Here is a 25,397-nt window from a genome sequence, read left to right as displayed (position 1 = left end):
GGCCGCCCGGCCCGTTTTCCTTCGCCCCCACCTCCGCCTCCCCCCCCCCCCCCCCCCTGCGGGGCCCCGCCGTGGCCCCGCCCCCACCCCCCCCCCGCCCCCACGGCGTGTCAGTGATGGCCGCCCGCGTGCCCGTGACCGGCCGGAGAGACCACCAGCGGACGCACCATGTGCTGCTCGTGCTCCAGCATGTGACAGTGGTGCACCCCCCGGCCCACCACGGGAAAACGCACCGCCACGGTGACCATCTCACCCGGCGTCCCCTGCGGCCCGGGCACGATCCGCCCGGCCGTGCCCACCCGGACGGTGTCCTTCTCCCCGCGCTCGTGCGCCTCCAGCCGCCCCGCCTCCAGGAACGCCACCGGCCTGGCCGAACCCCGCACCACCCGGTCGAAACCGCTCACGTCGTAGTGCTCCCGGGACAGCACATGGAAGTGCGCCAGGTGAATGTGCATGGGATGCGGCGACGCGGCCAGATTCAGGTACTTCCAGATCTCCACACCGCCGTGCGCCACGGTGAACGTGTTCCCGTCGTCGTAGCGCATGGCCGTACGCCGCAGCGTGGTCACCGCCCCCTGGGCATCCCGGACCTGGACGACGCCCGCCGAGGGCAGGGTGATCTGCTCCGCCTCGGCCGCCTCCACCTCCTCCATCTCCCACAGCTCGGGCACGTTCGCCGTACCCGGACCGACCAGCACCACCCACCGGGGACGCCCGCCGTGCGGCAGATCGTGATGCGTGGGCCGCTCGAAGGTCGGCGACAGGGTCCGCGGCAGGGTGAACCGCCCGCCGGATCCCCGGGCGGCGACACGGAACTGCATCACATCCGGCTCCAGCAGATCGTCACGGACACTGGAACCGCCCGGGACCACACCCTCCATCGTGTTGACCAGCTTCACCGACCGGCCGCGCAACGCGCCGAAGTCCACCAGCACATCGGCGCGTTCACCGGGGGAGAGGTTCAGCGCCCCCTCCACCGGCAGCGGCCTGTCGACCAGCCCCTGATCGGTACCGATCACCTGGAACGCGCCCGCGACGGGTGCGCCGTCCGCCAGCAGCATCAGCCGGTAGATCCGCGAGTTGGCCGTATTGACGATCCGGAACCGGTACCAGCGCGGCTGGACATCGAGATACGGCCACACCACACCGTTGACCAGGGTGTAGGGAGCGGCATGCGCCCGCATGAGCTTCGTACCGACCATCTCCACCTTGTGCACCAGACGCCCCACCGGCGCCCCCGACCCGTCCAGATCGAAGTTGCGGTCGCTCAGCACCAGCGGCACCTCGAACCGGCCCCGCGGCAGCCCCAGAGCACGCTCCTCCGCGTTGCGGCACACGAACAGACCCGCCAGACCCGCGTACACACTGAACCGGCTCACGTGGTGGGTGTGATCGTGATACCAGAGGGTCGTCGCGGCCTGGTCGTTGGGATACGCCGACAACTGCACCTCACCCGGAGCGAGCAGGTTCTCCATCCAGCCGTCGTTGCCGCCACCGGTCAGCATGCCGTGCAGATGCACCGCCGCCCACGGCTGAAGGCCGGCCACACCCGCCACCTCCCGGCAGCCCTGTGTGCCCGGATAGTTCGACAGCGGATCCGGCATCGGCCCGCCCGGCCGCCCGAACTCCACCGCGGTGACCGGGATGTCCCCGCTCAGCCCGTTCTCCCACACCACCCGCAGCCGCCGCCCGCGGACCGTCTCGATCGTCGGCCCCGGCCAACTGCCCTCGTACGTCCACATCCGCACCGCGGGCAGCTCCGAGTGCACGACGACGTCCGCGGTACGCATGCGCACCGTCAGCTCGTCGTGCCCGCCGCGCTCACGCGGACGCAGCACCGGCGGCGTACGCAGCGGATCCCTGAACTTCGTCAGCAGCAGTCCCTCCGCCGACGGCTCCCCGGCCCCGGCCGGAGCCGGGCCGGGCGAGGCGAAGACGGACGACGACGACACAAGCGCACCCAGCCCGGCGACGGCACCACCGCGCAGCAGGGCGCGCCGGCCGACCGAGTGCGGGTCCGGTATTTCGGCAGACGCGGTCTCCATCAGGACCTGGCCAGGGGACGCCGCGCTGTGGCAGGGCAGGGGGTGGCTTCTCTGGGCTGCTCTGACCTCAACTCGCTTTGTGAATCTGCACTGTTCACCTGCGTTGCCCTCTCTGTCGGATGAGACATACAGCGTGTGTGGAGTGTTTGTGAGGCTGTGACCAGGAAGGTTCGCCGATTCTCCGGCTGCGTGTACGGCCTCGGGCTCCACGTGGTGTGGTGCCCGCCGTACTGTTGTCCGGTCCTCGGTGGCGCCGAGTGCCCACTCTGTGGTCGTCGTTGTACTTCGGCGCATCGGTCGGCGCATCGGTCGGCGCATCGGTCGGCGCAGTCTCGGTGGCCGCGGTGAGGAGATACCTCAACACCCAGTGGGGCAAGGGGGAGGCTTCGTGATCCGGTCGTGCAAGTTCCTCCTGCGTCCCACGGCCGGCCAAGGGGAGTCGCTTCGGGCGATGCTGGCCGACCACTGCTCGCTCTACAACGGGGCCTTGCAGGAACGCCGCGACGCCTACCGCCACGCCAGCAGGACGAGCATCAGATACGGCGGCCAGTCCGCCCAGCTCAAGGAAATCCGGGCGTTCGACCCCGAACGGCAAGGACGCTGGTCGTTCTCCTCTCAGCAGGCCACCCTGAGGCGCCTCGACAAGGCATTCCAGGCGTTCTTCAAGCGAGTAAGGGCCGGCCTCACACCCGGATACCCACGCTTCAAGGGAGTCGGTCACTTCGACACCGTGACCTTCCCGAAGGACGGTGACGGCTGCCGCTGGGATTCCACCCCGCACGACCGGCAAGTCCGTGTCCGGCTGCAAGGCATCGGGCACGTCCGGGTACACCAGCACCGCCCCGTGCGCGGGCGGGTCAGGACGATCAGCATCAAGCGGGAAGGCCGCCGCTGGTACGTCGTTCTTGCCTGCGACGAAGTACCCACCGAACCGCTCCCGGCCACGGACCGTACTGTCGGCATCGACATGGGCACGGTGCACTTCTTCACCGACTCCAACGCAAGGCACGAGCCGAACCCCCGCTTCCTGCACGCGATGGCTGAAGAACTGGCCAAGGCCCAGCAGCACCTGGCGACGTTTCCCAAACGCACCCGACGGCGCACGAAGAAACACCGGGCCGCTGCCCGGAAGGTCGCCAAGCTGCATGCCAGGATCCGGCGTCAGCGCCTCGACCACCACCACAAGACGGCTCTCGCCCTGGTTCGCCACAACGACGTGATCGGGCACGAGAAGCTGAACACGGCGGGCATGACCAAAGCGCCTGCCCCCAAGCCCGACCCCGAGCAGGCCGGCGCTTTCCTTGCGAACGGTGCAGCCGCCAAAGCGGGACTCAACAGGAGCATCCTGGATGCGGGTTGGGGACAGTTCCTCGGAATCCTGGCGCAGAAGGCTGAGAGAGCCGCTCGCCGTGTGATCCAAGTGGACGCCCGCAACACCTCCCGCACATGCCCACCCGCGATAGGCGGATGCGGGCACGTCGCCAAGGAGAACCGCGTCACCCAAGCGAAGTTCGAGTGTGTCCAGTGCGGGCTGGTGGAGAACGCCGACCGCGTGGGCGCACTGAACGTTCTGCACAGGGCCGGGCTGGCCCTCTGCGACGGTGCTCAGCCACCGACCCAGGAAGCCCGCGATTCGTATCGTGGGTGGAGTCACTCGCCGGATCGTAGGCAATGACCCCTCCAGGACCGCTTGAAGCCCGCTGCACCGCACGGCGGTTCACCGACCGCCTTGGTGTCTCGGACCCCGTTGGGCGTCCCTAGTGCTGTGACCGCAAACGATCACCGGGGTGGGGCAGCCGGTTACGTCAGGGATTGCTGAGGACGATTGGTGTGGCGCGGGGCGGACCTACGGTGTGTGTCATGGCGAGAGAGACCGATCGCGCCGCCCTGGCCGCCGAGGTGTGCATCGCGCTGAAGAGGTGTTGCCCGGGCTCGGGTGCGAAGCTGATTGGCTCGCTGGCATCCGGCATGGCGGACGTCTTCAGCGACATCGACATCGCATGGGTGGTGCCGGACGCGCAGTTCCCGGACTGCCTGGCGCGCATGGTGGAGGCGCTGGGCAGGGTCCAGCCGGTCGACAGCGTCCGCAGTGACTCGGACTTCCACCGCTCCGACCGTCGCCGCCTGCTGTTCGTCCGCTTCGCGGGGGTGCCGCTGTTCTGGCGGCTTGACCTGGATGTCCGCACCGCATCGGTCGCAGATGACCTGCACTACGACGCCGGGAACCCGGCAGTGCGCGCCCGTGAGGGCGAGTGGTCACGGCCAGCCAGTGCCCTGGCCAATGCTGTCGGCGCGGTCAAGGCTGTGGCCCGCAAGCGGGACGCCGAGGCTCGTGGCCTGCTGGACCGGGGGTTCGCCCGGATCGGTGAGGATGACCGGGCCACCGGCGCCTGGGTGAGCGACGTGGCCCGGCTCGCGCACGCCGCCGCACTGCGCGATTCCGTCCTGTCGGACCTGGCTGCCCAGGTCACCGTGCTCGCGGCCCGGCACCTCGGCGGCAGCGACGCGTGACTCTTGGCCTCTGGCCATCAGGACGGGATGGAGGGTCGTCGGCCGCCCCACCGGATGCCTTTCTCACCGCGCATGCGGGCGCGTTCGCGCCGCTGGGCGGCCAGGACGTCGGGGTGGCAGGCGTCGGTGTTGCGCCAGCGCAGGTAACGGTGCAGCTCACGGGTCTGGACGGTGTGGTTGGGGTGGTGGGAGCTGGCGAGGGTGAACAGCCGCAGCGGTGCGAAGTGCGCCTCGATGGGGTTCGCCCAGGACGCGTTGGTCGGCGTGAAGCACAGCTCGGCCTTGCTCTTGGCCGCCCAGCGGCGGACCTTGGCTCCGGTATGAGCGGAGAGGTTGTCCAGGATCACGTAGATGGGGGCGCCGTCCAGGCGGGCGGCCCGGATTGACTTCAGGCCGCCAGAGTGTTCGCGGTGCCCTTGCGGTGGCGGTTGACGCCCCAGAGGGTGTCGTCGCCGACCGAGTAGCAACCGTGGAAGTAGGTGGTGCCGTGGGTGCGATGGAAGGTCGCCGGCGGCCGGTTGGGCTTGCCCTTCTCGGCCCCGCAGGAGCCAGCGGTCGGGCGGATGCCCAGAGGGCCGAACTCGTCGAAGGCCGAAAGCGCGGTCCGGGCGCTCGTTCAGCGCGTACTCGATCCGGTCCAGCTTGGCGTCGAAGTCAGGGCCGGTCGACTCCTTCCAGGTCTTGGCGCGCTGGAAGGTGACGCCGCGGCGGGCGAGCAGGCAGCGCAGGGCCTCGCAGCCGATCCGCATCGGGCGGGCGTGGTCCCGGCACAGGTGGTCGGTGATTTTCCGGATCGACCCGCGGGTGAAGGGCTTACCCAGACTGGTCGGGCGGGTGGTGGCCGTCTGGATGACGAAGTCCTCGTCGTCAACTGTGAGCAGGCGGGGACGGCCTCCCGCCCAACGAGGGTCCAGGCAGGCCAGGCCGATCTCCTTGAAGCGGTGGATCACGTCGCGAACGGTGTCCTCGTCCGCTTGGACGAGCCGGGCGATCACCGGGACGCTGTTCCCGCCCGCCGAGGCCAGCAGCATCACCGCCCGGCGAAACCGCACCGTGCTGGTGCTGCCCCGCCGCACGATCCGCTGCAGCTTCTGCCCCTCCTGCTCGGTCAGCCTGCGGACCCTGGGTCGTCACATCCAACCGGCCCGAGCACCACGAACACCACTCCGCTGATCGTTTGCGGTCACAGCACTAGACGACGGCCATCTCACCGTCCCGCCGCACCAGCGTCGCGTAATGACCGCCCAGGGCGAGCAGTTCGTCATGGGTGCCGCGCTCGGCGACCCGACCTGCGTCCAGGACCAGGATCTCGTCGGCGTTGCGGACGGTCGACAGCCGGTGCGCGACCGTGATGGTCGTACGGCCGGCGCTCGCCGCGTCGACGGCCTGCTGCACGGCCCGCTCGGTCTGCGTGTCCAGCGCACTGGTCGCCTCGTCCAGCACCAGCACCGGCGGATCGCGCAGGATCGCCCGGGCGATGGCCAGCCGCTGCTTCTCCCCGCCGGAGAACCGGTACCCGCGCTCGCCCACCACCGTGTCGTAGCCGTCGGGCAGCGACATCAGATAGTCGTGGATGTGCGCCACCCGCGCCGCCGCGACCAGCTCCTCGTCACTCGCGTCGGGCTTGGCGAACCGGAGATTGTCGGCGACCGAGGCATGGAAGAGATACGTCTCCTGGGAGACCACACCGACGGCGGCCGCGAGCGTGTCGAACGACAGGTCACGCACATCGACACCGTCGATCGTCACCGTGCCCGACGTCGCGTCGTACAGCCGCGGGATGAGATAACTCAGGGTCGTCTTGCCCGACCCGGTCTCCCCGACGACGGCGAGACTGCGCCCCGCGCCCACCGTCACATCGACACCCTCCAGCGTCGCCCGCTCGGCCCCCGCATAGCGGAAACCGACCCCCCGCAGTCGCACCTCGCCCCGCAGACCCGCCGGCACCACCGGCCGCTCCGGCTCGGCGACGTCCACGGGCAGGTCGAGGTACTCGAAGATCCGGCCGAACAGCTCCAGGGAACTCTGGATGTCCAGACCGATCGTCAGCAGCCGCTGCGCCGGCCGGAACAGGATCTGCTGCAGCGTGGCGAAGGCGACCAGCGCACCGATGGAGATGGACATGTGGCCGCCGCCGGCGGTCAGCCCCGCCACCCAGTAGATCACCGCCGGCATGGCCGCCATCACGATCCAGATCGTGGACTGGTACCACAGGCCCGCCGTGCTGGCCCGCACCTCGATGTCGGTCAGCTTGCGCGACTGCCCCGCGAAGGCGTCGCTGAGCGAACGCGAACGGCCCATGGTGTGACCGAGCATGATCCCGCTCACCGACAGCGACTCCTGGACGTTCGACGACAGGTCGGCGAACTGACGCTGCCGCGCACGGGTCAGAACCCGCAGCTCGTCCCCGACATGACGGCTCACCCACACGAACCCCGGCAGCACGAACAGCGAGGCGAGGGTGAGCCGCCAGTCGAGCAGCGCCATCGCGGTGACCGTCGTGAGCACCGTGGTCACGTCCGACACCAGCGCCGTCGCGGTCGTCGTCACCGTCACCTGCATCCCGCCGATGTCGTTGGCGATCCGCGACTGCACCTCACCGGTACGGGTCCGGGTGAAGAAGGCCAGCGACATCCGCTGCAGATGGGAGTAGACGGCCGTCCGCAGATCGTGCATGACGAGCTGGCCGACCTTCGCGGACAGATAGGTCTGCCACACGTTGAACGAGCTGTTCGCGACCGCGACGACGACCATGCCCAGCGCGAGCACGGACAGCAGCCCGGTCCTGCCCTGCGGCAGCGCCACATCGATGATCTCGCGGATCAGGAACGGATTGACGAGAGAGACCAGCGACGAAGCCACCACCAGGAACCCGACGAACAGCAGGCTCCTGCGGTAGGGACGGAACAGCTTGAGAATGCGCCGCTTGGGCACAGGAACATGAGCAGCGGCAGCGGCCGGCCCGGTGCGCCTCACCTGGGTCTCCTTCTTCGTCGGCTTGTCCTCGGGCGGAAACGTCTCGCAGGCCGCGCACAGGCCGCGGCCACCTCTCACAGGTCCTTGACCGGCGCCGTCCACCGCACGAACTCCTCCTGCGACAGCGGCGGCAGACACGGCTGCTCGACGGGCGGCAACGCGTAACCGGACCACGGATGGGGCGGCAACGCCCCGAACCATCCGAACCCCATCCACATGACGCCCTCGCCGAAACTGCGGCCGAGCGCCCTCATGGCCGATGCCTGCCGTGCCCGCATGACGGTCTCCGTTTCGCCGGCCAACCCCGTTCACCGCCACCCTGACCGAAGCGCCTCAACAACCGGCGGGCGATCCGTCGACTCCTGCTGGAGGCCCGGCCGAGCCCCTCAGCCGCTGCCCGCAGCGGCCGGCCGTCAAGGCCGGCGCACGGCGAGCGCCTCCCGCACCGCGCCGGCGACCTCGGCGGCCTGCGCCCGGATCTCCGCGACGGCGGTGGTCTCCAGCAGGTTCCCCCGCCGCAGGGCCCCGATCGTCCACAGCCGCACGCCCCGGACACCCGCCGTGGGCACCAGCCGCCCCTCCTCGCCGGTGTCGAGACCGAGGCCGGCCGGCCCGGGCCGGGCATGTCCGTGCTCCAGCAGGCAGCGCACCAGGGGATCGCCGGTGCGGCGCAGGTCCAGGCGCGCCCCGGTGCATGCGACGACCGCACCAACCCGCAGCCGCCTGCCGTCGCTCAGCCTCACGGCCACCGCGTCCTCGTCCTCCACGGCCCGCACCACCTCCCCGGCCCCCACCCGCAGCAGACCCCGCGCCCGCAGCTCACCGAGCGCGCCCGCCGTCGCGGGCGCGACACGGTGGCGGTGCACCTCCCACGTCCGCAGGTCCTCGGCCAGAAAACGCCGCCGGTCGGCCGCGGACAGCCGCTGCCACAGGGCCGCCGTCACCGGCCGCAGCCCGTCCAGCGCGGGCCGCCAGTCCCCGCACACACGGCGGCCGGCGGCCAGATGCAGCCGCACACCGCGCCGCAGCGCCTCCAGCGTGTGCGCACCCTCCAGCTGTGGTGGCGCTGTCGCCGCGGCCGCCGCGGGCAGGTGCTCCCGGGGCAGCAGCCCGTGCCGGGACACCGCGTGCAGCACCCGGCCGGGGCCGGCCAGCGTGAGGGCCACATCGACCATGGTCAGACCGGTCCCGACGAGCAGTACGTCCCCCTGCGCGGCCGGCCCCTCCAGTGCCCCCGGCGCCCACGGGTCGGCGACGAAACGCCGGGACGCCCTGAGCCCGGGCCCGGCCCAGGCAGGGTCGGGCCCCAGGCTGCCCAGCGCCAGTACGGCGGCGTCCGCCCGCAGTTCACCCCCGCCCGACAGCCGCAGCACCGGCCTGCCGCCCTCCTCGCGGACGGCGACGACCCGCTCCCGCACCCGGTGCAGCCGCGCGTGCCGGCACGCGGCGACGGTCTGCTCGACGACATCGCCCAGGTAGCGCCCGTACTCCTGGCGGGCAACGAAGTCACCGGGCGCGGCGTGCGGGTGCCGGCCCGTCAGCCAGCGCAGAAAGTGCCCGGGATCGTCCGGGAAGGCACTCATGCGGGCGGCGGGCACATTGAGCAGATGACGGGCATCGGGCGTGCCGTAGGCGACCCCCCGGCCGGTGTGCCCGGCCGGGTCGATCAGCCACACCCCGAGGCGATGCCCGGCCCGTTCGGCCTGCCGCATCAGCTGAACCGCCGTCAGGGCGCCGGCCGCGCCGGCACCCACCACCGCGACACGGTCCGTCAGGCCCGCCTTGGCGCCGCAGTCGCCCTGGCTCCTGCCGATGGCCCTGACGGCGGATGCGTGCCGTGTCCGCATGTCGCTCTCCGTTTCGCCGGCCAACCCGTTCACCGCCACCCTGATGGGCGCCCCTTGAGAACGGGCAGGCATTGCGTCGAGTGCGGCTGGAGCGAAACGGGCCCAGGCCCGGGGCAGGGGCAGGGGACAGGGGCGGGGGCGCACCGTCGTCAGGACACGACCAGCAGGCCGCGGCTGCGCAGCACCCACCGTTCCAGTGGGCTGAAGATGAGCAGGTCGATGGCGATGCCGACGATCAGGATGAGGAGGATGGCTTCGAAGACCATGGCCATGTCGCTGGCGTTGCGGCCGTTCTCCAGCAGCTGGCCCAGGCCGATGCCGAGGTCGGGGAAGGAGGCGATGATCTCGGCGGCCATGAGTGAGCGCCAGGAGAACGCCCAGCCCTGTTTGAGGCCGGCGACGTAGCCGGGTAGCGCGGCGGGGAGGACGATGTGCCAGGTGCCCTTGAGGCCGGTGGCGCCGAGGGTGCGTCCGGCGCGCAGGAAGAGGGGGGAGACCTGGTCGACGCCGGAGACGAGGCCGTTGGCGATGGAGGGGACGGCGCCGAGGAGGATGACGGCGTACATCATCGAGTTGTTCAGGCCCAGCCAGATCACGGCGGGGGGTACCCAGGCGACCGAGGGCAGGGACTGGAGGCCGGACAGGATGGGTCCGATGGCGGCGCGGACGACCTTCACGCGGGCGACCAGCAGCCCCAGCGGGGTGCCGATCAGCAGGGCGAGCAGGAAGCCGGAGAGTCCGCGCGAGACGCTGGTCCAGATGTAGCCGAGCAGTTCGCCCTGGAGCCAGGCGTCTTGCGCCACCCGCCATACGTCCGCCGGGGCCGGCAGCTTGGTCGGGTCGTCGACGATCTTGAAGGAGACCAGCGCCTGCCACACCGCGAGCACCAGCAGGACGGCGACGGTGGGCGGCAGGATCTTCTCCACGAAGGTCTGCCGGAAGGGGATACGGGTCCTGTGTCGGGTCTCCAGGGCGTCGAGGCCCGCTTCCAGGCCGGCGAGGTCGGCGTCACCCTTGAGGGAGGGGTCAGTGCTGGCCATGTCGGCGGATCTCCCCCCGGAGTTCTTCGGTGATCTCGACGGAGAGTTCCGATACGGCGGTGTCCTCGATGCGGCGCGGCTGCGGAATGCCGACGGTCCACTGGCGGGCGATGCGCCCGGGGCGGGAGGACAGCAGCACGACGCGTTCGGCGAGGCGGACGGCCTCGCGTACGTTGTGGGTGACGAACAGGACGGACAGCTGGGTCTCGCGCCAGATGCGGGTCAGTTCGTCGTGCAGCACGTCCCGGGTGATGGCGTCCAGCGCCGCGAACGGCTCGTCCATCAGGAGCAGTTTGCTCTCCTGGGCCAGCGCCCGGGCGAGCGCGACGCGCTGGCGCATGCCGCCGGACAGTTCGTGCACGCGCTTGCCGTGCGCGCCCTTGAGCCGGACGAGTTCGAGCAGCTCCTCGGCCTTGTCGCGGCGCTCGGCCTTTGGTACGCCGCGCAGTTTCAGGGCGAGTTCGATGTTCTTGCCCGCGGTGAGCCAAGGGAAGAGGGCGTGTTCCTGGAACATGAGGGCGGGGCGTCCGTCGGTGGTGATCTCGCCGGTGCTGGGCCTGTCCAGGCCCGCGACCAGGTTGAGCAGGGTGGACTTGCCGCAGCCGGAGGCCCCCAGGAGGGTGACGAACTCGCCGGGCGCGACATCGAGGGTGATGTCGTCCAGCACGAGCTGCTGCCCGGCGGGGCCCGCGAAGGACTTCGAGACGTGCTGAATGCGGGCGGCGCGCGCGGTGGCCGCGGCGGTCTTCCCGGCGGTGGTGGCTGCGCCGGCCCGGGTGTCCTGGGCGACGGGCGGGGTCGTGGTCGTGGCCATGGTCGGTCGAACCTCCTGGTCCCTGGTCCTGGTCCCTGGGCGTGATCGGCGCCGGCTGCCTAGGGCCGGTGACCGAGTCCGGCGTCGTGGACGGTGGGCTTGCCCTTGGCCTTGAGGACCTTGTTGAGCAGAGTGAGGTCGTAGATGCCGTTGAGGTCGGGCTGGTCCAGTAGACCGGCCTTGACGGCGTGTTCGGCCTGGGCGTCGAGGGTGGCGGCCAGCGGGTCGTCGGTGAGCTGGATCGACTTCCAGGCCGGGTCGAGGACGTCGGCGGGCAGGGCCTTGCCGGTGTCCTTCTCCAGCTGCTTGTTGGCGGCGGCCTTGGCCTGGTCCGGGTTGGCCTTGATCCACTCGTTGGTGTCGACCGACGCCTTCAGCACCGCCTCGACGGCCTTCGGGTGCTCGGTGAGGAACTTCTGCGACACGATGATGTTCGTGATCACGAACTTCTTGTCCGGCCACAGCGTCGACTCGTCCAGCAGGACCTTGCCGCCCTCGGCGACGAGCTTGGATGCGGTCGGCTCGGGCACCCAGGCGCCGTCCAGGGAGCCGGACTTGTAGGCGTCGGGGGTGACCTTGTTGTCGCTGCGCACGACGGTCACGTCGCCCTTGCCGCTCTGCGCGTCGGTCTTCCAGCCCTGTTCGGCGATCCAGTGGAGGAAGGCGACGTCCTGGGTGTTGCCGAGTTGCGGGGTGGCGATGCGCTTGCCCTTGACGTCCTTCAGCGACTTGATCTTGTCGGGGTTGACGACCAGCTTCACGCCGCCGGACGCCGAACCGCCGATGATGCGGAGGTTCTTGCCGCCGGACTTGGTGTAGCCGTTGATCGAGGGGGAGGGGCCGATCCAGCCGATGTCGATGGAGCCGGAGTTCAGCGCCTCGATCTCGGAGGGGCCCGCGTTGAAGGTGGCGTACTTGGCCTCGGTGGCGCCCAGGGCCTTCTGGACGAAGCCCTTCTGGTTGCCGACCAGCGGCGTGGCGTGGGTGACGTTGCCGAAGTACCCGATCCGGACGGAGTCCAGACCGTCGATCTTCTCGGCACCGGCGGCGACCTTCGCTCCGTCGTCCTTCACGGCCTCGGAGCCGTACCCGCAGGCCGTGAGGATCAGCAGCGGCAGCGCGATCAGGCCCGTGACGGTGCGGCGCAGAGCGGTGGTGGCAGGCACGGACGGATTCCTCTCGTTGGCCCGGCGCTCACGGTCGGCCGATGCGTGTGGCGAAGGATTCGCCGGTCATGCCGGCGGTGAGGGTGGTGCCGTCGCTGGGGTCGATGAGGATGAAGGACCCGGTGCGGCGGGAGTCGGCGTAGGAGTCGGCGGGCAGGGGCTCTGCGGTGCGGATGGTGACCCGGCCGATGTCGTTGGCGACGAGCTGTCCGGGGTGCGGGTGCAGGGACAGGTCGTCGAGTGTGAGCCGGGCCGGGATGTCCTTCACGATCGCTTTGACGGTGCGGGTGCCGTGCTTGAGCAGGACCCGGTGGCCGACGGTGAGCGGCGCGTCGGCGACGTGGCAGACGGTGGCCTCGACGTCCTGGCTGGTGGCCGGTGCGTCCTTGCGGGGCACGATCAGGTCGCCGCGGGAGACGTCGATGTCGTCCTCGAGCAGCAGTGTTACCGACTGCGGCGTCCAGGCCTCCTCGACCGGCACCCCCAGCAGATCGATCCCGGACACCTTCGAAGTCCGGCCCGACGGCAGGACGGTGATCTCGTCGCCGACGCGGAAGGTACCCGCGGCGATCTGCCCGGCGTAACCCCGGTAGTCGGGATGCTCGGCGCTCTGCGGCCGGATCACGTACTGCACGGGCAGCCGGGCGTGGCAGTGCGCGAGGTCGTGGCTGACCGGCACGGTCTCCAGGTGCTCCAGCACGGTGGGTCCGCCGTACCAGTCCATGACGGCGGAGGGTTCGACCACGTTGTCCCCGGCGAGCGCGGAGATCGGGATCGCGGTGACCTCGGGGACGCCCAGCTCGGTGGCGTAGGCGGTGAACTCCTCGGCGATCGCGGCGAACACGGGCTCGCGGTAGTCGACCAGGTCCATCTTGTTCACGGCGAGGACGACGTGCGGCACCCGCAGCAGAGCGGCGATCGCCGCGTGCCGGCGGGTCTGCTCGACCACCCCGTTGCGGGCGTCGACCAGGATGACGGTCAGTTCGGCGGTGGAGGCGCCGGTGACCATGTTCCGCGTGTACTGCACGTGCCCGGGGGTGTCGGCGAGGATGAACCGGCGCCTGGGGGTGGCGAAGTAGCGGTAGGCGACGTCGATGGTGATGCCCTGTTCGCGTTCGGCGCGCAGGCCGTCGGTGAGCAGCGCGAGGTCGGGGGCGTCCTGCCCGCGGCTCGCGGAGGCCCGCTCCACGGCTTCGAGCTGGTCGGTGAGGACGGATTTGGAGTCGTGCAGGAGGCGTCCGACGAGGGTGGATTTGCCGTCGTCGACGGAGCCGGCGGTGGCGAAGCGCAGCAGGGTGGTTTCGGACAGCTGCCAGACCGACAGGGCCCCGGTGGGTTCGGTGGTGCGGGTCATGTCTAGAAGTACCCCTCGCGCTTGCGGTCTTCCATCGCGGCCTCGGACATCTTGTCGTCGGCGCGGGTGGCGCCGCGTTCGGTGAGCCGGGTGACGGCGATCTCGGCGATGACCTTCTCGATGCTGTCGGCGTCGGAGTCGACGGCGCCGGTGCAGGACATGTCACCGACGGTGCGGTAGCGCACCAGCCGCTTCTCCACGCTCTCCCCGGTCTTGGGCCCGCCCCAGTCGCCGGCGGTCAGCCACATCCCGGAGCGGGCGAAGACCTCGCGTTCGTGGGCGTAGTAGATGGCGGGCAGTTCGATGTTCTCGCGGGCGATGTACTGCCACACGTCCAGCTCGGTCCAGTTGGACAGGGGGAAGACGCGGACGTGTTCGCCGGGGGCGTGGCGGCCGTTGTAGAGGTTCCACAGTTCGGGGCGCTGGCGGCGCGGGTCCCACTGGGAGAACTCGTCGCGCAGCGAGAACACCCGTTCCTTGGCGCGGGCTTTTTCCTCGTCGCGGCGTCCGCCGCCGAAGACGGCGTCGAACTTCTCGGCCTGGATCTTCTCGGTCAGCGGCAGGGTCTGCAGCGGGTTGCGGGTGCCGTCGGGGCGTTCGTGGAGCACACCGCGGTCGATGTAGTCCTGGACGGAGGCGACGTGCAGCCGCAGCCCGTGCCGTTCGACGGTGCGGTCGCGGTAGTCGAGGACCTCGGGGAAGTTGTGCCCGGTGTCCACGTGCAGCAGCGAGAACGGCACCGCCGCGGGCGCGAACGCCTTGAGGGCGAGGTGGAGCATGAGGATGGAGTCCTTGCCGCCGGAGAACAGGATCACCGGCCGCTCGAACTCACCCGCCACCTCACGGAAGATGTGCACCGCCTCCGACTCGAGAGCATCGAGGTGGGGGAGTGCCGCAATGTCCTCGGGCACCGCCTCGCGAGGTTGCGCCGCTACCGTCATGCCAGGCCCCTCTCGGTCAGAAAGGTGTGCAGTTCGGCGGCGGTGTCGGCCACCGTCCTGCCCTGTGTCCGGATCCGCAGCTCGGGCGTCCCGGGAATTTCGTACGGGTCGTCGACGCCGGTCAGCCCGGTCAGTTCACCCGCGGCCTGCCTGGCGTACAGGCCCTTGACGTCGCGCACCGAGCACACCTCGATGGGGGTGGCCACGTGCACTTCCACATACGGCGTGCCGTTCGCCTCGTGGCGCTCGCGGACCGCGTCGCGGCTGTCGGCGTACGGGGCGATCACCGGGACCAGCGCCGTGACGCCGTTGCGGGCGAGCAGTTCGGCGACGAAGCCGATGCGCTGCACGTTGGTGTGCCGGTCCGCGCGGCCGAAGCCGAGGCCCGCGGAGAGGAATCCGCGGATCTCGTCGCCGTCGAGGACCTCGACGCGGCGGCCGGTGACGTGCAGCCGCCGGGCGAGGGCGCGGGCGAGGGTGGACTTGCCCGCGCTCGGCAGCCCGGTCAGCCACACGGTGGCGCCGCCCGCACCGGCGGCTGCCCCGGCGGGGTCGGTCCTCGTGGCCGGGGCGTGAGCTGTGGTCACGGTGGAGCCCTCCTGGACGGGGGATGGTGTGGGGGAGCGAGCGGAGCGGTGCTCAGGCCGTGGCGAACTCGGCGAGGGTGCGGCCGAGGACGTCCATGTCGATCCGGTGCCAGGAGCCGGGCAGTTCCAGCGACCGGCCGGCGGGCAGGGCGGCCGCGGTGGCCCGTGCCGCCGCACGCAGCCACTCGCTGGTGCCGGAGCTGTTGAGGACGAGGGTCTGCGTCGTGTACCCGGCGAGCCGTTCGGCCGGGACGGTGCAGTCGCCGCAGATCGCCACGTCGTAGGCGAGGGTGTGGGCGTTCGCCTCGTTGACCGCCCAGATCGGTCCCTGGCGCCACTCGGCGACGGTGTCCGGGGTCAGGCCCAGGAAGCTGCCCAGGTAGTACTCGACCGCCTCCTGGCGCCGGTCCTCCTCCATGAGGACACGCAGCGTCTTGGCGACGTTCCACGGCGGCTTCGGGAAGCCGTCGACCCGGTAGAAGGGCTCGTGCAGTGCGAGCCTGGAGATCGCCGTCCCGGCGAGCGCCGCCTCGACGGCCAGGTTCGCGCCCGAGGAACCGGCGAACACCACCGCCGAGCCGCCCGCCTCCTGGATCACGGCCTGGAGGTCCTCGATCTCGCGGGCCACGTCGTAGTGGGGGCTGTCGCCGCTCTCGCCGCGGCCGCGGCGGTCGTAGACGTAGGTGGTGCAGTGCGGCGCCAGTTCGGGAACGAGCGCGTCGAAGATGGTGTGGTCGCGGAAGGAGCCGTTGAGGAGCACGATCGGCGGCCCGTCGCCGGCCTTCTCGTAAGCGATCGTCGTGCCGTCCCGGGAAACGACCTTGCGCATCACGCTCTCCTCACGCCGAAACGGAGGTGCTCTCACCTCCCCGTCTGGCGGCATCCTCGGCCGCCGCGCTGGACCACGGGTCGAGGACCGGTCGCAGAGCCCCTGCGCCGCGCTCGTCCCCTCACCGGCCGCGGCCCCGCCCGCCGCCGCCCGCTGCCGTCCGGTCCCTCCCGCCCCCGCGCGCACCAGCGGCCCGCGAGCCGCGCCACAGCCGGAGTCCACCCGACCGCCCTGTCATGACAGTGGCGAAGTGAGGCGCGGCGGCAGCCGTCAGCGGTGCGTCAGTCCTCGGGCGGCAGCGGCGGCGACAGCGGGCCGGGCCCGTCGTCCCGTCCTGCCGCCGAACACCGGGAGACCGACATGAGCGACCGGGTCGCACTCGGCCAGGTGCACGCCGCGCTCGTCTCCCTGCCCGGGGTGCGGGAGGCGGCCGTCGGCCTGGCCGGACCCGGCCCGGACGGGCGGCGGATCGTCGCCCACGTGGTGACGGGCACGGCGCCGGCCGAACTGCGTGCCGCCCTGACGGCGAGGCTCCCCGCCCACCTGGTCCCCGCCCGCTTGTACCGGGTGCCGCACATCCCCCTGCGCGCCGACGGCAGCACCGACCGGCCCGCCCTGGCGAGACTGACCTCACCGGATCCCGAACGCGAGCCCGATCCCGAACGCGAGCCCGAGCCCGAACGCGAGCCCGAGCCCGAACGCGAGCCCGAGCCCGGGCTCGATCCCGAGGCCGATCCCGGGCCCGGGCCCGATCCGGATTCCGGGCCCGAGCCGGATCCGGTGCCGCCGCATGCACCCGAGCCGGATCCGGTGCCGCCGCGTGAACCGGAGCCGGAGCCGCTGCCGGACGCCGCCCCGGCGCCGCCGGGGGAGCCCGGCGAACACACCCCGGCCCACCCCACCCCGCCCCACCCCCCACCGGCCACCATGCCGCTCACCCCCCACCAGCACACCCTCCTCCTGGACGCCCTCGCCCACCCCGACCCCGGCCGGCACGTGGAGCAACTGCACTGGCGCTGGCGCGGCCCCCTGGACACCGAACGGTTCACCGCCGCCTGGCAGTCGGTGGCCGACCGGGAGACCGTCCTGCGCGCCGCCTTCGACTGGCGGAACGGACCACGCCTGCTCCTGCACGAACACGCCGGCATCGAAGTCGTCCGGCATCCGGCCGGCTCCGTCGGCTTCCAGCACCTGAGCACACGCGACCGCACACGCGGCTTCGACCTGCGCCGCCCGGCCCTGCTGCGCCTGAACCTCCTCGACGACAGGGCCCCCGCCGGTGCCGGCCACCACCCGGGCGTGCGGGTGCTGCTCACCTTCCACCACGTCATGCTGGACGGCTGGAGCGTGTCGGTCCTGCTGCAGGAGTTCTACCGCGCCTACCTCGCCGGCGGCCGCCTGCCCGGCGGCGAACGGCGCCCCGACATCCGCGACTACGCGCGCTGGCTCGCCCGCCAGGACACCGCCCCCGCCCGCGACTTCTGGTCCCGCGCCATCACCCCGGGCACCGCCCTGGTGCTGCCCGGCGGGCCGGGACCGGCCACCGGCCTGAACGGGACCGGCCGCAGCGAGGCCCGCCTCGGCGCCGCCCAGGCCGGCCGGCTGCGCGCCTGGGCGGCGTCCTGCGCGGCCACCGAGGCCGGCGCGCTGCAGGCGGCGTGGGCCCTGCTGCTGTACCGGGCGGCGGCCGCCACCGGGCCCGCCACGGTGGGCTTCGGCGTCACCGTTCCCGGCCGCGGCATCGCCCTGGACTCCGTCGAACGGCTGCCCGGCCTGCTCACGAACACGCTGCCCGTGACCGTGCGGGTCGACCCCGCCGCGCCCGTCACCCGGCTGCTGGCCCAACTGCGCGATGCGGCCCTGGACATCGCCTCCTACGAGTGGGTCTCGTTCGGCCAGGTCCACCGGTGGAGCGGGTGCCGCGCGGACGAGGAACTCGCGGAGAGCGTCATCGCCGTCGAGACCCTGCGGCCCGGCCGCGACGACCTGCGCTCCGCCCTCGCCGCCCAGGGCATCAGCGTCACCCCGCCCCGCCCGGCCGGCGCCCGGACCCTGTTCCCGGTCACCCTCTCCGCCCGCCGCGACACCGACGACGGCCTCGTCCTGACCGCCGTACACGACCGCTCCCGGCTCGCCGACGCCGACGCGTCGCGCCTGGTCGGCCAGTGCGCCCGGCTGCTGCGCGAACTGCCCCGCCTGGGGGGCGGCACGGGCGGCGTGGCCGCCGCGCTCGCCGCCCTGGCCGGTCAGCCGCGGGTGCGGATGGCCCAGGCGCCCGCCGGGCCCGCTTCCAGTGAACCGACCCGAGGAGAGCCCCGGCCATGACCACCCACCGTCGGCGCCCCACCCCGGCCGACGCCCCCGACCACCCCGCCCCCGCCCCCGTACCAGCGCCCGGCCCCGTGCCCGGATCCGAGGACGCGTGATGGACACGCAGCACCTGCGGATCGCCGTCGTGGGAGCCGGCCCCCGCGGCCTGTCCGTACTGGAACGGATCTGCGCCAACGAACGCGCCGACCCCGCACCCCGCAAGGTCACCGTCCACCTCGTGGACCCCGCCCCGCCCGGCGCCGGACAGGTCTGGCGCACCGACCAGTCACGGCTGCTGCTGATGAACACCGTCGCCTCCCAGGTGACCGTGTACACCGACCCCACGGTCACCATGAAAGGACCGGTGGAACCCGGCCCCGACCTGTACACCTGGGCCCGCCACGTGGCCCGGACCGCCACGCCCGGCGGCCCGTTCGACGAGTCCACCCGCGCCGAGGCACACGCCCTGCGGCCCGACGCCTACCCCACCCGCGCCTTCTACGGCAGCTACCTGCAGGACGCCTACCGGCGCATCAGCCGGCGCGCGCCGGCCCACTGCCGCATCGTCGAACACCGCACCCGCGCCGTCGCGCTGCGCGACCAGAGCGACGCACCCGGCGGCCCCCAGATCCTCACCCTCGCCGACGGCACCCGCCTGCGCGGCCTCGACGCCGTGGTCCTCGCCCAGGGCCACCTGCCACGCCGCCCCGGCGCCCAGGAATCGGCCTGGACCCGCACCGCCGCGGAACACAACCTGACGTACTTCCCGCCCGCCAACCCCGCCGACCTGGACCTCGACACCATCCCACCGGGACAGACCGTGCTGATGCGCGGACTCGGCCTCAACTTCTTCGACCAGATCACCCTGCTCACCCTCGGCCGCGGCGGCCGCTTCGTCCGCCGCCGCGGCCGCACCGTCTACCTCCCCTCCGGCCGGGAGCCGCGCCTGTACGCCGGCTCCCGGCGCGGCGTCCCCCACCACGCACGCGGCGAGAACCAGAAAGGCCCCAGCGGCCGCCACGAACCACGCCTGCTCACCGCCGCCGCCATCGACCGGCTGCGCCGCCGCCGGCTGGAAGGGGAACCGGTCCGCTTCACCACCCACCTGTGGCCGCTGATCTCCGCGGAAGTGGAGAGCGTCTACTACGAGACACTGCTGCGCACCCGCCACCGCGCCCGCCACGCCTCCCACTTCGCCGCCGCCTACCTCACGGCCGCCACCGCACCCGAGCGCGAACACGTCCTGGACACCCACGGCATCACCCCCGCCCACCGGTGGAACTGGGACCGCATCCAGCACCCCGCCCGGGGACGGCACTTCGCCGGCCGGGACCAGTTCCAGCACTGGCTCCTCGCCCACCTGCACCAAGACATACGCCAGGCCCGCGCCGGCAACGTCGACGGACCGCTCAAAGCGGCCCTCGACGTCCTGCGCGACCTGCGCAACGAAGTACGCCTCGCGGTCGACCACGCAGGCCTGGACGGCGCCTCGTACCGGGACGAACTGGCCGGCTGGTACACCCCCCTCAACGCGTTCCTCTCCATCGGCCCGCCCGTCTCACGCATCGAGGAACTGACCGCGCTGATCGAGGCCGGCACCGTCCGGCTCCTGGGACCGGGCACCCGTATGTCCCTGAGCACCGGCGCACACGGAGACGGACCCGCGTTCGTGGCCGGCTCCGGCCAGGTCCGCGCCGCCCCCGTCCGCGCCCCCGTCCTCATCGAGGCCCGCCTGCCCGAACCCGACCTGCGCAACACCGCCGACCCCCTGCTGCACAGCCTGCTGACCACCGGCCAGGCGGCGCCCTACCGGATCAACAGCATCGGCGGAGCGTGGGAATCGGGCGGCCTGGCCGTCACCACCCGCCCCTACCACACCGTGGACGCCCAAGGCCGCGCCCACCCGCGGCGCTTCGCCTACGGAGTCCCCACCGAGTCCGTGCACTGGGTGACCGCGGCCGGTATCCGCCCCGGCGTCGACTCCGTCATCCTCGGCGACTCCGACGCCATCGCCCGCCACGTGCTGCGCCTCGCCCCCGCCCGGCCCGCCACCCCCCTGCCCGCACCCCCCGCCGGCCTGCTGGAGACGACGCCATGACCGCACACACACCCCCCTTCGACGGCGGCCCGGACGCCGGACTGTTCTCCCCCGTACGGGCCGGCACCCCCGTCGAAGAGGCCGTCAGTGAAACGGCCTGGCTCCAGGCGATGCTGGACGCCGAAGCGGCCCTCGCCCGCGCCCAGGCCGCCCTGGGCACCGTCCCGCACGCGGCGGCCCGCGCCATCACCCGCGCCGCCCGCGCCGAACGGTTCGACCCGCGCGCCCTCGCCCTGCAGGCCAGACAGACCGCCAACCCCGTCGTCGCACTCGTCGCCGCCCTGACCGCGGCGGTGGCGGCAACAGACCCGCAGGCCGCCGAATACGTCCACCGCGGCTCCACCAGCCAGGACATCCTGGACACCGGCACCATGCTGGTGTGCCGCCGGGCCCTGGACCTGATCCTCACCGACCTGGACCGCACCGCCACCGCCCTGGCCCGCCTCGCCCGCCGGCACCAGCAGACCGTCATGGCCGGCCGCACCCTCGCCCTGCACGCCGTCCCCACCACGTTCGGCCTCAAGACCGCGGGCTGGCACCGCCTGGCCGTGGACGCCGCCGACCGCGTCCGCGCCGCACACCGTGGCCTGCCGGTCTCCCTCGGCGGAGCGGCCGGCACCCTCGCCGGATACCTGGAGTTCGCCGGCCCCCAGGCCCACCCGGCAGCCCACCGCGACTACCCGCAGCAGCTCGTCACCGCCTTCGCCACCGAGACCGGCCTGGCCCGGCCCGCCCTGCCCTGGCACGCGCTGCGCACCCCGGTCGCCGACACCGCCGCCGCCCTCGCCTTCACCACCGGCGCCCTGGGCAAACTCGCCGCCGACGTACAGGTCCTGGCCCGCACCGAGATCGCCGAGGTAGCCGAGCCCGCCGCCGCGGGGCGCGGCACCTCCTCCGCCATGCCGCACAAACGCAACCCCGTCCTGTCCACACTCATCCGCAGCGCCGCCCTGCAGGTGCCCCTGCTGACCGCCGGGCTCACCCAGTGCCTGGTGACCGAGGACGAACGCTCGGCGGGCGTGTGGCACGCCGAGTGGCTCCTGCTGCGCGAGGCGCTGCGCCTGGCCGGCGGCGCCGCCCACACGGCCGCGGAACTGGCCGCCGGCCTCACCCCGGACCCCCACCGCATGCTGCACAACCTCCGCCTGACCAAGAGCCAGGTGGTCAGCGAACGCCTGGCCGCCCGCCTGGCGCCCCGCCTGGGCCGGACCCGCGCGAAAGACCTCCTGGCCCGCGCCTCGCTCACCGCCCACCAGCAGCAGCGCCCCCTGCTGGACGTCCTGGCCGCCCTGCCGGACGTCACCGCGCACCACACCGTGGAAGAACTCGGACAACTCCTCGACCCCACCGCCTACGTGGGCGCCGCACCGGCCCTGACCGCCCACGCCCTGACCACCGCCACCCCACCCCCCACCACCCCCACCCCCACGCCCCAGCCCCCGCTCGCGGAGTGACACCGGCACACCGCGCCAACCCCGCCAACACCGCACCGCACGTGGCCGATTCAAGCCGTGCTCCAGGCACGTCGGCGAGGCTCAGCACCAGCCCACACGCTCCCACCACGGCGACCGAGGAGGTGCGACACCATGCCGGACGGGCAACCGCTCACCCTCTACTGCCTCGCCCACGCCGGCGCCGGCGTGTCCGCCTTCGCCCACTGGCCCGCCACCACCGGCCCCGCGGTGAGCGTCGTACCCCTCCTGCTGCCCGGACGCGGCGCCCGGCGCCGCGAAACCCGCGCCACCACACGCGACCAGCTCCTCGAGGCCCTCCTTGGCCCGCTGGCCGAACAGATCACCGACGGCCGCCCCTACGCCCTGTACGGACACAGCCTGGGCGGCGTCGTCGCCCACACCCTCACCCGCGCCCTGCTCGACCTCGCACTGCCCGCCCCCGCACTCCTGGCCGTCGGCGCCAGCCCCCCGCCCCACGCCGCCACCCCCCACCACGGCGAACTGAGCGACACCGACCTGCTGCGCTTCGCGAGCGACCTCGACGCGGCACCCCACGGCCCCCTCGCCGCCCCCGGCAGCCTCTGGTACCGCACCGTGCTGCCCGTACTGCGCGACGACCTCCTGCTCGCCACCGCCCTGCGCACCGCCGCGCTCGCCGACGCGGCACACCGCCCCCTGCCCGTGCCCGTCCTGGCCGTCGACGGCCACAACGACCCCGTCACCGGCGCGGCCGCGCTCGACGGCTGGGCGCGCTGGACCACCGGCCGCTTCGTCCGGCGCACCGTCCCCGGCGGCCACTTCTTCGTCCGCGGCCCGCACGCACCCCGGCTGATCGGGCGCGCCTGCCGCGTGGTGCGGCGCACTCGGCCCGTACCTGGGCTCATAACTGGAGGACAACTGTGAGGGACAACCGATGAGGCGGGTCGTCATCACCGGCATCGGGGTCGTGGCCCCGGGCGGCGTGGGCACCCGCGCGTTCTGGAACACGCTGACCGCGGGCCGCACCGCCACCCGCGGCATCACACTCTTCGACGCGAGCACCTTCCGCTCGCGCATCGCCGCCGAAGCGGACTTCGACCCCGCCGCCCACGGCATCGGCCCCGCCGACGCCGCCCGCCTCGACCGCGCCGCCCAGTTCGCCCTCGTCAGCGCCCGCGAAGCGCTCGAGGACAGCCAACTGGCCGGCGCCCTGGACCCGCTGCGCACCGGCGTCACCCTCGGCAGCGCCGTCGGCTGCACCACCGGCCTGGACACCGAGTACGGCGTGGTCAGCGAAGGGGGCAGCACCTGGGAGGTCGACCACACCCGCGCGGTCGCGCACCTCTTCGACTACTTCGTACCCAGCTCCATGGCCGCCGAGGTGGCCGGCACCGTCGGCGCCCAGGGCCCGGTCTCCCTGGTCTCCACCGGCTGCACCTCCGGCATCGACTCCGTCTGCCACGCCGTCGACCTGATCCGCGAGGGCAGCGCCGACATCATGGTGACCGGCGCCACCGAGGCACCCATCTCCCCGATCACCGTGGCCTGCTTCGACGCCATCAAGGCCACCAGCCCCCGCAACGACACCCCGGAGACCGCCTCACGCCCCTTCGACCGCTCCCGCAACGGCTTCGTCCTCGGCGAGGGATCGGCCGTCCTGGTCCTGGAGGAGTTCGAGCACGCCCGCCGCCGCGGCGCCCACATCTACGCCGAGATCGCGGGATTCGCCGGCCGCAGCAACGCCTACCACATGACCGGCCTGAAGTCCGACGGCGCGGAGATGGCCGAGGCGATCCGCGCGGCACTCGACGAAGCCCGCCTGGACCCCACCGCCGTCGACTACATCAACGCCCACGGCTCCGGCACCAAACAGAACGACCGCCACGAGACCGCCGCCTTCAAACGCAGCCTCGGCGACCACGCCTACCGGGTCCCGGTCAGCTCCATCAAATCCATGATCGGCCACTCCCTCGGCGCGATCGGCTCACTCGAGATCGCCGCCAGCGCCCTGGCCATCGAGCACAACACCGTGCCCCCCACCGCCAACCTGCACGAGGCCGACCCGGCCTGCGACCTCGACTACACCCCGCTGACCGCGCGCGAACAGCGCACGGACACCGTCCTCAGCGTCGGCAGCGGCTTCGGCGGCTTCCAGAGCGCCATCGTCCTGACCCGGCCGCGACTCCAGGAGGCGGCATGACCACGGCCACCCTCGACCGACCCGCCCGGCGCGCCGCCACCGGCGCCACCACCGGCCCCGTCGTCACCGGCATCGGCGTCACGGCCCCCAACGGGCTGGGCACCGAAGCCTGGTGGGCGGCCACCCTGCGCGGCGAGAGCGGCATCCGCCCGCTCACCCGCTTCGACGCCTCCCGCTACCCGGTGCGCATCGCCGGCGAGATCCCCGGCTTCGTCGACGAGGACCACCTGCCCAGCCTCCTGCTGTCGCAGACCGACCGCGTCACCCGCCTCTCCCTGACCGCCGCCAAGGAAGCCCTCGACGACGCCGGCAGCGACCCCGCCACACTGCCCGACTACGGCGCCGGCGTCGTCACCGCCTCCTCCGCCGGCGGCTTCGAGTTCGGCCAGCGCGAACTGCAGGCCCTGTGGTCCAAGGGCGGCCAGTACGTCAGCGCCTACCAGTCCTTCGCCTGGTTCTACGCCGTCAACACCGGCCAGATCTCCATCCGCCACCAACTGCGCGGCTCCAGCGGCGTCGTCGTCGCCGAACAGGCCGGCGGCCTCGACGCCCTCGCCCACGCCCGCCGCCAGATCCGCAAAGGCGCCCGCCTGATGGTCACCGGCGGCGTCGACTCCGCCCTGTGCCCCTGGGGCTGGGCCGCCCACCTCGCCACCGGCCGGCTCAGCCCCTGCGCCGACCCCGCCCGCGCCTACCGGCCCTTCGACGCGCAGGCCGACGGCCACGTCGTCGGCGAGGGCGGCGCCCTGTTCGTCCTGGAGAACGCCCCCGCCGCCCGCGAACGCGACGCCCCCGTCTACGGCGCGTTCACCGGCTACGCCGCCACCTTCGACGGCCCCGGCACCCCACGCCTGGCCGACGCCGCCCGCCTGGCCCTCACCGACGCCGGCCTGGACGCCGCCGACATCGGCGTCGTCTTCGCCGACGCCGCCGGCACCCGCACCGCCGACCGCGCCGAAGCCCAGGCCCTCGCCGCCCTGTTCGGCCCCCGCGGCGTCCCCGTCACCGCACCCAAGACGATGACCGGCCGCCTCCTGGCCGGCGGCGCCACCCTCGACACCGCCGCCGCCCTGCTCACCCTGCGCGACCAGATCATCCCGCCCACCACCGCCACCACCCGGCCCGCCGCCGACTGCCCCGTCGACCTCGTCACCACCCCCCGCGAGACGGGCATCCGCCACGCCCTCGTCCTCGCCCGCGGCCGGGGCGGCTTCAACTCGGCGGCCGTCCTGAGCGCCGTCTGACC

At 72.6% G+C, this 25,397-nt stretch carries 20 protein-coding genes; 8 read left to right on the top strand and 12 right to left on the bottom strand.

The features are described 5' to 3' along the window. Positions 1-110: 110 nt before the first annotated feature. A complete protein-coding gene (locus ACFC1X_RS24850) occupies positions 111-2,045 on the bottom strand; it encodes a multicopper oxidase family protein (protein ID WP_376357072.1) in 1,935 nt (644 codons plus the stop codon). Between the two features lie 388 nt (positions 2,046-2,433). Here ACFC1X_RS24850 and ACFC1X_RS24845 point away from each other — a divergent pair, with 388 nt between their 5' ends. Continuing rightward, positions 2,434-3,720, top strand: coding sequence for an RNA-guided endonuclease InsQ/TnpB family protein (locus ACFC1X_RS24845; RefSeq protein ID WP_376357071.1), 1,287 nt, complete (start codon positions 2,434-2,436; stop codon positions 3,718-3,720). Between the two features lie 185 nt (positions 3,721-3,905). Then, positions 3,906-4,556 (top strand): hypothetical protein, encoded by a 651-nt coding sequence (locus tag ACFC1X_RS24840; protein WP_376357069.1) that lies wholly within the window; start codon positions 3,906-3,908, stop codon positions 4,554-4,556. Between the two features lie 17 nt (positions 4,557-4,573). Here the strand turns inward: ACFC1X_RS24840 and ACFC1X_RS24835 are convergent, their stop codons facing one another. From ACFC1X_RS24835 to ACFC1X_RS24785, 11 genes are all read right to left on the bottom strand, one after another. Further along, positions 4,574-5,632, bottom strand: coding sequence for an IS630 family transposase (locus tag ACFC1X_RS24835; RefSeq protein ID WP_376357068.1), 1,059 nt, complete (start codon positions 5,630-5,632; stop codon positions 4,574-4,576). A gap of 115 nt (positions 5,633-5,747) precedes the next feature. Beyond that, positions 5,748-7,532 carry an ABC transporter ATP-binding protein gene (locus tag ACFC1X_RS24830; protein ID WP_376357066.1) on the bottom strand — a complete coding sequence of 595 codons (1,785 nt, stop codon included), beginning with the start codon at positions 7,530-7,532 and terminating at the stop codon, positions 5,748-5,750. A 74-nt stretch (positions 7,533-7,606) separates the two neighbouring features. Further along, positions 7,607-7,810: a hypothetical protein gene (locus tag ACFC1X_RS24825; protein WP_376357064.1), complete on the bottom strand. Its 204-nt coding sequence runs from the start codon at positions 7,808-7,810 to the stop codon at positions 7,607-7,609. Positions 7,811-7,945: 135 nt separating this feature from the next. After that, a complete protein-coding gene (locus ACFC1X_RS24820; RefSeq protein WP_376357062.1) occupies positions 7,946-9,379 on the bottom strand; it encodes an FAD/NAD(P)-binding protein in 1,434 nt (477 codons plus the stop codon). Positions 9,380-9,528: 149 nt separating this feature from the next. Next, positions 9,529-10,419, bottom strand: coding sequence for an ABC transporter permease (locus ACFC1X_RS24815; RefSeq protein WP_376357060.1), 891 nt, complete (start codon positions 10,417-10,419; stop codon positions 9,529-9,531). Then, positions 10,406-11,233: an ABC transporter ATP-binding protein gene (locus ACFC1X_RS24810; protein ID WP_376357058.1), complete on the bottom strand. Its 828-nt coding sequence runs from the start codon at positions 11,231-11,233 to the stop codon at positions 10,406-10,408. Before ACFC1X_RS24810 ends, ACFC1X_RS24815 begins: the two co-directional genes overlap by 14 nt. A 59-nt stretch (positions 11,234-11,292) precedes the next feature. Then, positions 11,293-12,399 carry an aliphatic sulfonate ABC transporter substrate-binding protein gene (locus tag ACFC1X_RS24805; protein ID WP_376357056.1) on the bottom strand — a complete coding sequence of 369 codons (1,107 nt, stop codon included), beginning with the start codon at positions 12,397-12,399 and terminating at the stop codon, positions 11,293-11,295. A gap of 28 nt (positions 12,400-12,427) precedes the next feature. After that, positions 12,428-13,753, bottom strand: a complete 1,326-nt coding sequence (locus ACFC1X_RS24800; RefSeq protein ID WP_376357054.1) for a sulfate adenylyltransferase subunit 1 — start codon at positions 13,751-13,753, stop codon at positions 12,428-12,430. A 2-nt stretch (positions 13,754-13,755) separates the two neighbouring features. Further along, a complete protein-coding gene (gene cysD, locus ACFC1X_RS24795; RefSeq protein ID WP_376357052.1) occupies positions 13,756-14,694 on the bottom strand; it encodes a sulfate adenylyltransferase subunit CysD in 939 nt (312 codons plus the stop codon). Then, complete coding sequence (gene cysC / locus ACFC1X_RS24790) at positions 14,691-15,281, bottom strand: adenylyl-sulfate kinase (protein WP_376357050.1); 591 nt, start codon at positions 15,279-15,281, stop codon at positions 14,691-14,693. Before cysC ends, cysD begins: the two co-directional genes overlap by 4 nt. Before the next feature lie 52 nt (positions 15,282-15,333). Further along, on the bottom strand, positions 15,334-16,110 hold the full coding sequence (locus ACFC1X_RS24785) for an alpha/beta fold hydrolase (RefSeq protein WP_376357048.1): 777 nt from the start codon (positions 16,108-16,110) through the stop codon (positions 15,334-15,336). A 360-nt stretch (positions 16,111-16,470) separates the two neighbouring features. Here ACFC1X_RS24785 and ACFC1X_RS24780 point away from each other — a divergent pair, with 360 nt between their 5' ends. The 6 genes from ACFC1X_RS24780 (at position 16,471) to ACFC1X_RS24755 (ending at position 25,395) form a co-directional block, all read left to right on the top strand. Beyond that, a complete protein-coding gene (locus ACFC1X_RS24780) occupies positions 16,471-18,435 on the top strand; it encodes a condensation domain-containing protein (protein ID WP_376357046.1) in 1,965 nt (654 codons plus the stop codon). Positions 18,436-18,535: 100 nt separating this feature from the next. After that, positions 18,536-20,518 (top strand): FAD/NAD(P)-binding protein, encoded by a 1,983-nt coding sequence (locus tag ACFC1X_RS24775; RefSeq protein WP_376357045.1) that lies wholly within the window; start codon positions 18,536-18,538, stop codon positions 20,516-20,518. Further along, positions 20,515-21,972: a lyase family protein gene (locus ACFC1X_RS24770; RefSeq protein WP_376357043.1), complete on the top strand. Its 1,458-nt coding sequence runs from the start codon at positions 20,515-20,517 to the stop codon at positions 21,970-21,972. The genes ACFC1X_RS24775 and ACFC1X_RS24770 overlap by 4 nt, the downstream gene beginning before the upstream one ends. A gap of 132 nt (positions 21,973-22,104) precedes the next feature. Further along, positions 22,105-22,875: a thioesterase II family protein gene (locus ACFC1X_RS24765; RefSeq protein WP_376357041.1), complete on the top strand. Its 771-nt coding sequence runs from the start codon at positions 22,105-22,107 to the stop codon at positions 22,873-22,875. Between the two features lie 10 nt (positions 22,876-22,885). Beyond that, a complete protein-coding gene (locus tag ACFC1X_RS24760) occupies positions 22,886-24,151 on the top strand; it encodes a beta-ketoacyl-[acyl-carrier-protein] synthase family protein (protein WP_376357040.1) in 1,266 nt (421 codons plus the stop codon). Further along, positions 24,148-25,395, top strand: coding sequence for a ketosynthase chain-length factor (locus tag ACFC1X_RS24755; RefSeq protein WP_376357038.1), 1,248 nt, complete (start codon positions 24,148-24,150; stop codon positions 25,393-25,395). Before ACFC1X_RS24760 ends, ACFC1X_RS24755 begins: the two co-directional genes overlap by 4 nt. Positions 25,396-25,397 lie beyond the last annotated feature (2 nt).

It is taken from the genome of Streptomyces sp. NPDC056128 (assembly GCF_042263835.1).
Taxonomy (GTDB): Bacteria; Actinomycetota; Actinomycetes; order Streptomycetales; family Streptomycetaceae; genus Streptomyces.
Note: the sequence above shows the minus strand (reverse complement) of the source record. Positions and strands in the feature narration are given on the sequence as shown.

What these genes read in the sequence shown, in the direction of transcription:
- ACFC1X_RS24775 (WP_376357045.1), top strand. Translation starts at nt 18,536, where the DNA reads ATGGACACGCAGCACCTGCGGATCGCCGTCGTGGGAGCCGGCCCCCGC.
- ACFC1X_RS24840 (WP_376357069.1), top strand. Translation starts at nt 3,906, where the DNA reads ATGGCGAGAGAGACCGATCGCGCCGCCCTGGCCGCCGAGGTGTGCATC.
- ACFC1X_RS24850 (WP_376357072.1), bottom strand. Translation starts at nt 2,045, where the DNA reads ATGGAGACCGCGTCTGCCGAAATACCGGACCCGCACTCGGTCGGCCGG.
- ACFC1X_RS24755 (WP_376357038.1), top strand. Translation starts at nt 24,148, where the DNA reads ATGACCACGGCCACCCTCGACCGACCCGCCCGGCGCGCCGCCACCGGC.
- ACFC1X_RS24815 (WP_376357060.1), bottom strand. Translation starts at nt 10,419, where the DNA reads ATGGCCAGCACTGACCCCTCCCTCAAGGGTGACGCCGACCTCGCCGGC.
- ACFC1X_RS24785 (WP_376357048.1), bottom strand. Translation starts at nt 16,110, where the DNA reads ATGCGCAAGGTCGTTTCCCGGGACGGCACGACGATCGCTTACGAGAAG.
- ACFC1X_RS24825 (WP_376357064.1), bottom strand. Translation starts at nt 7,810, where the DNA reads ATGCGGGCACGGCAGGCATCGGCCATGAGGGCGCTCGGCCGCAGTTTC.
- ACFC1X_RS24765 (WP_376357041.1), top strand. Translation starts at nt 22,105, where the DNA reads ATGCCGGACGGGCAACCGCTCACCCTCTACTGCCTCGCCCACGCCGGC.
- cysD (WP_376357052.1), bottom strand. Translation starts at nt 14,694, where the DNA reads ATGACGGTAGCGGCGCAACCTCGCGAGGCGGTGCCCGAGGACATTGCG.
- ACFC1X_RS24780 (WP_376357046.1), top strand. Translation starts at nt 16,471, where the DNA reads ATGAGCGACCGGGTCGCACTCGGCCAGGTGCACGCCGCGCTCGTCTCC.
- ACFC1X_RS24800 (WP_376357054.1), bottom strand. Translation starts at nt 13,753, where the DNA reads ATGACCCGCACCACCGAACCCACCGGGGCCCTGTCGGTCTGGCAGCTG.
- ACFC1X_RS24770 (WP_376357043.1), top strand. Translation starts at nt 20,515, where the DNA reads ATGACCGCACACACACCCCCCTTCGACGGCGGCCCGGACGCCGGACTG.
- ACFC1X_RS24820 (WP_376357062.1), bottom strand. Translation starts at nt 9,379, where the DNA reads ATGCGGACACGGCACGCATCCGCCGTCAGGGCCATCGGCAGGAGCCAG.
- ACFC1X_RS24810 (WP_376357058.1), bottom strand. Translation starts at nt 11,233, where the DNA reads ATGGCCACGACCACGACCCCGCCCGTCGCCCAGGACACCCGGGCCGGC.
- ACFC1X_RS24760 (WP_376357040.1), top strand. Translation starts at nt 22,886, where the DNA reads ATGAGGCGGGTCGTCATCACCGGCATCGGGGTCGTGGCCCCGGGCGGC.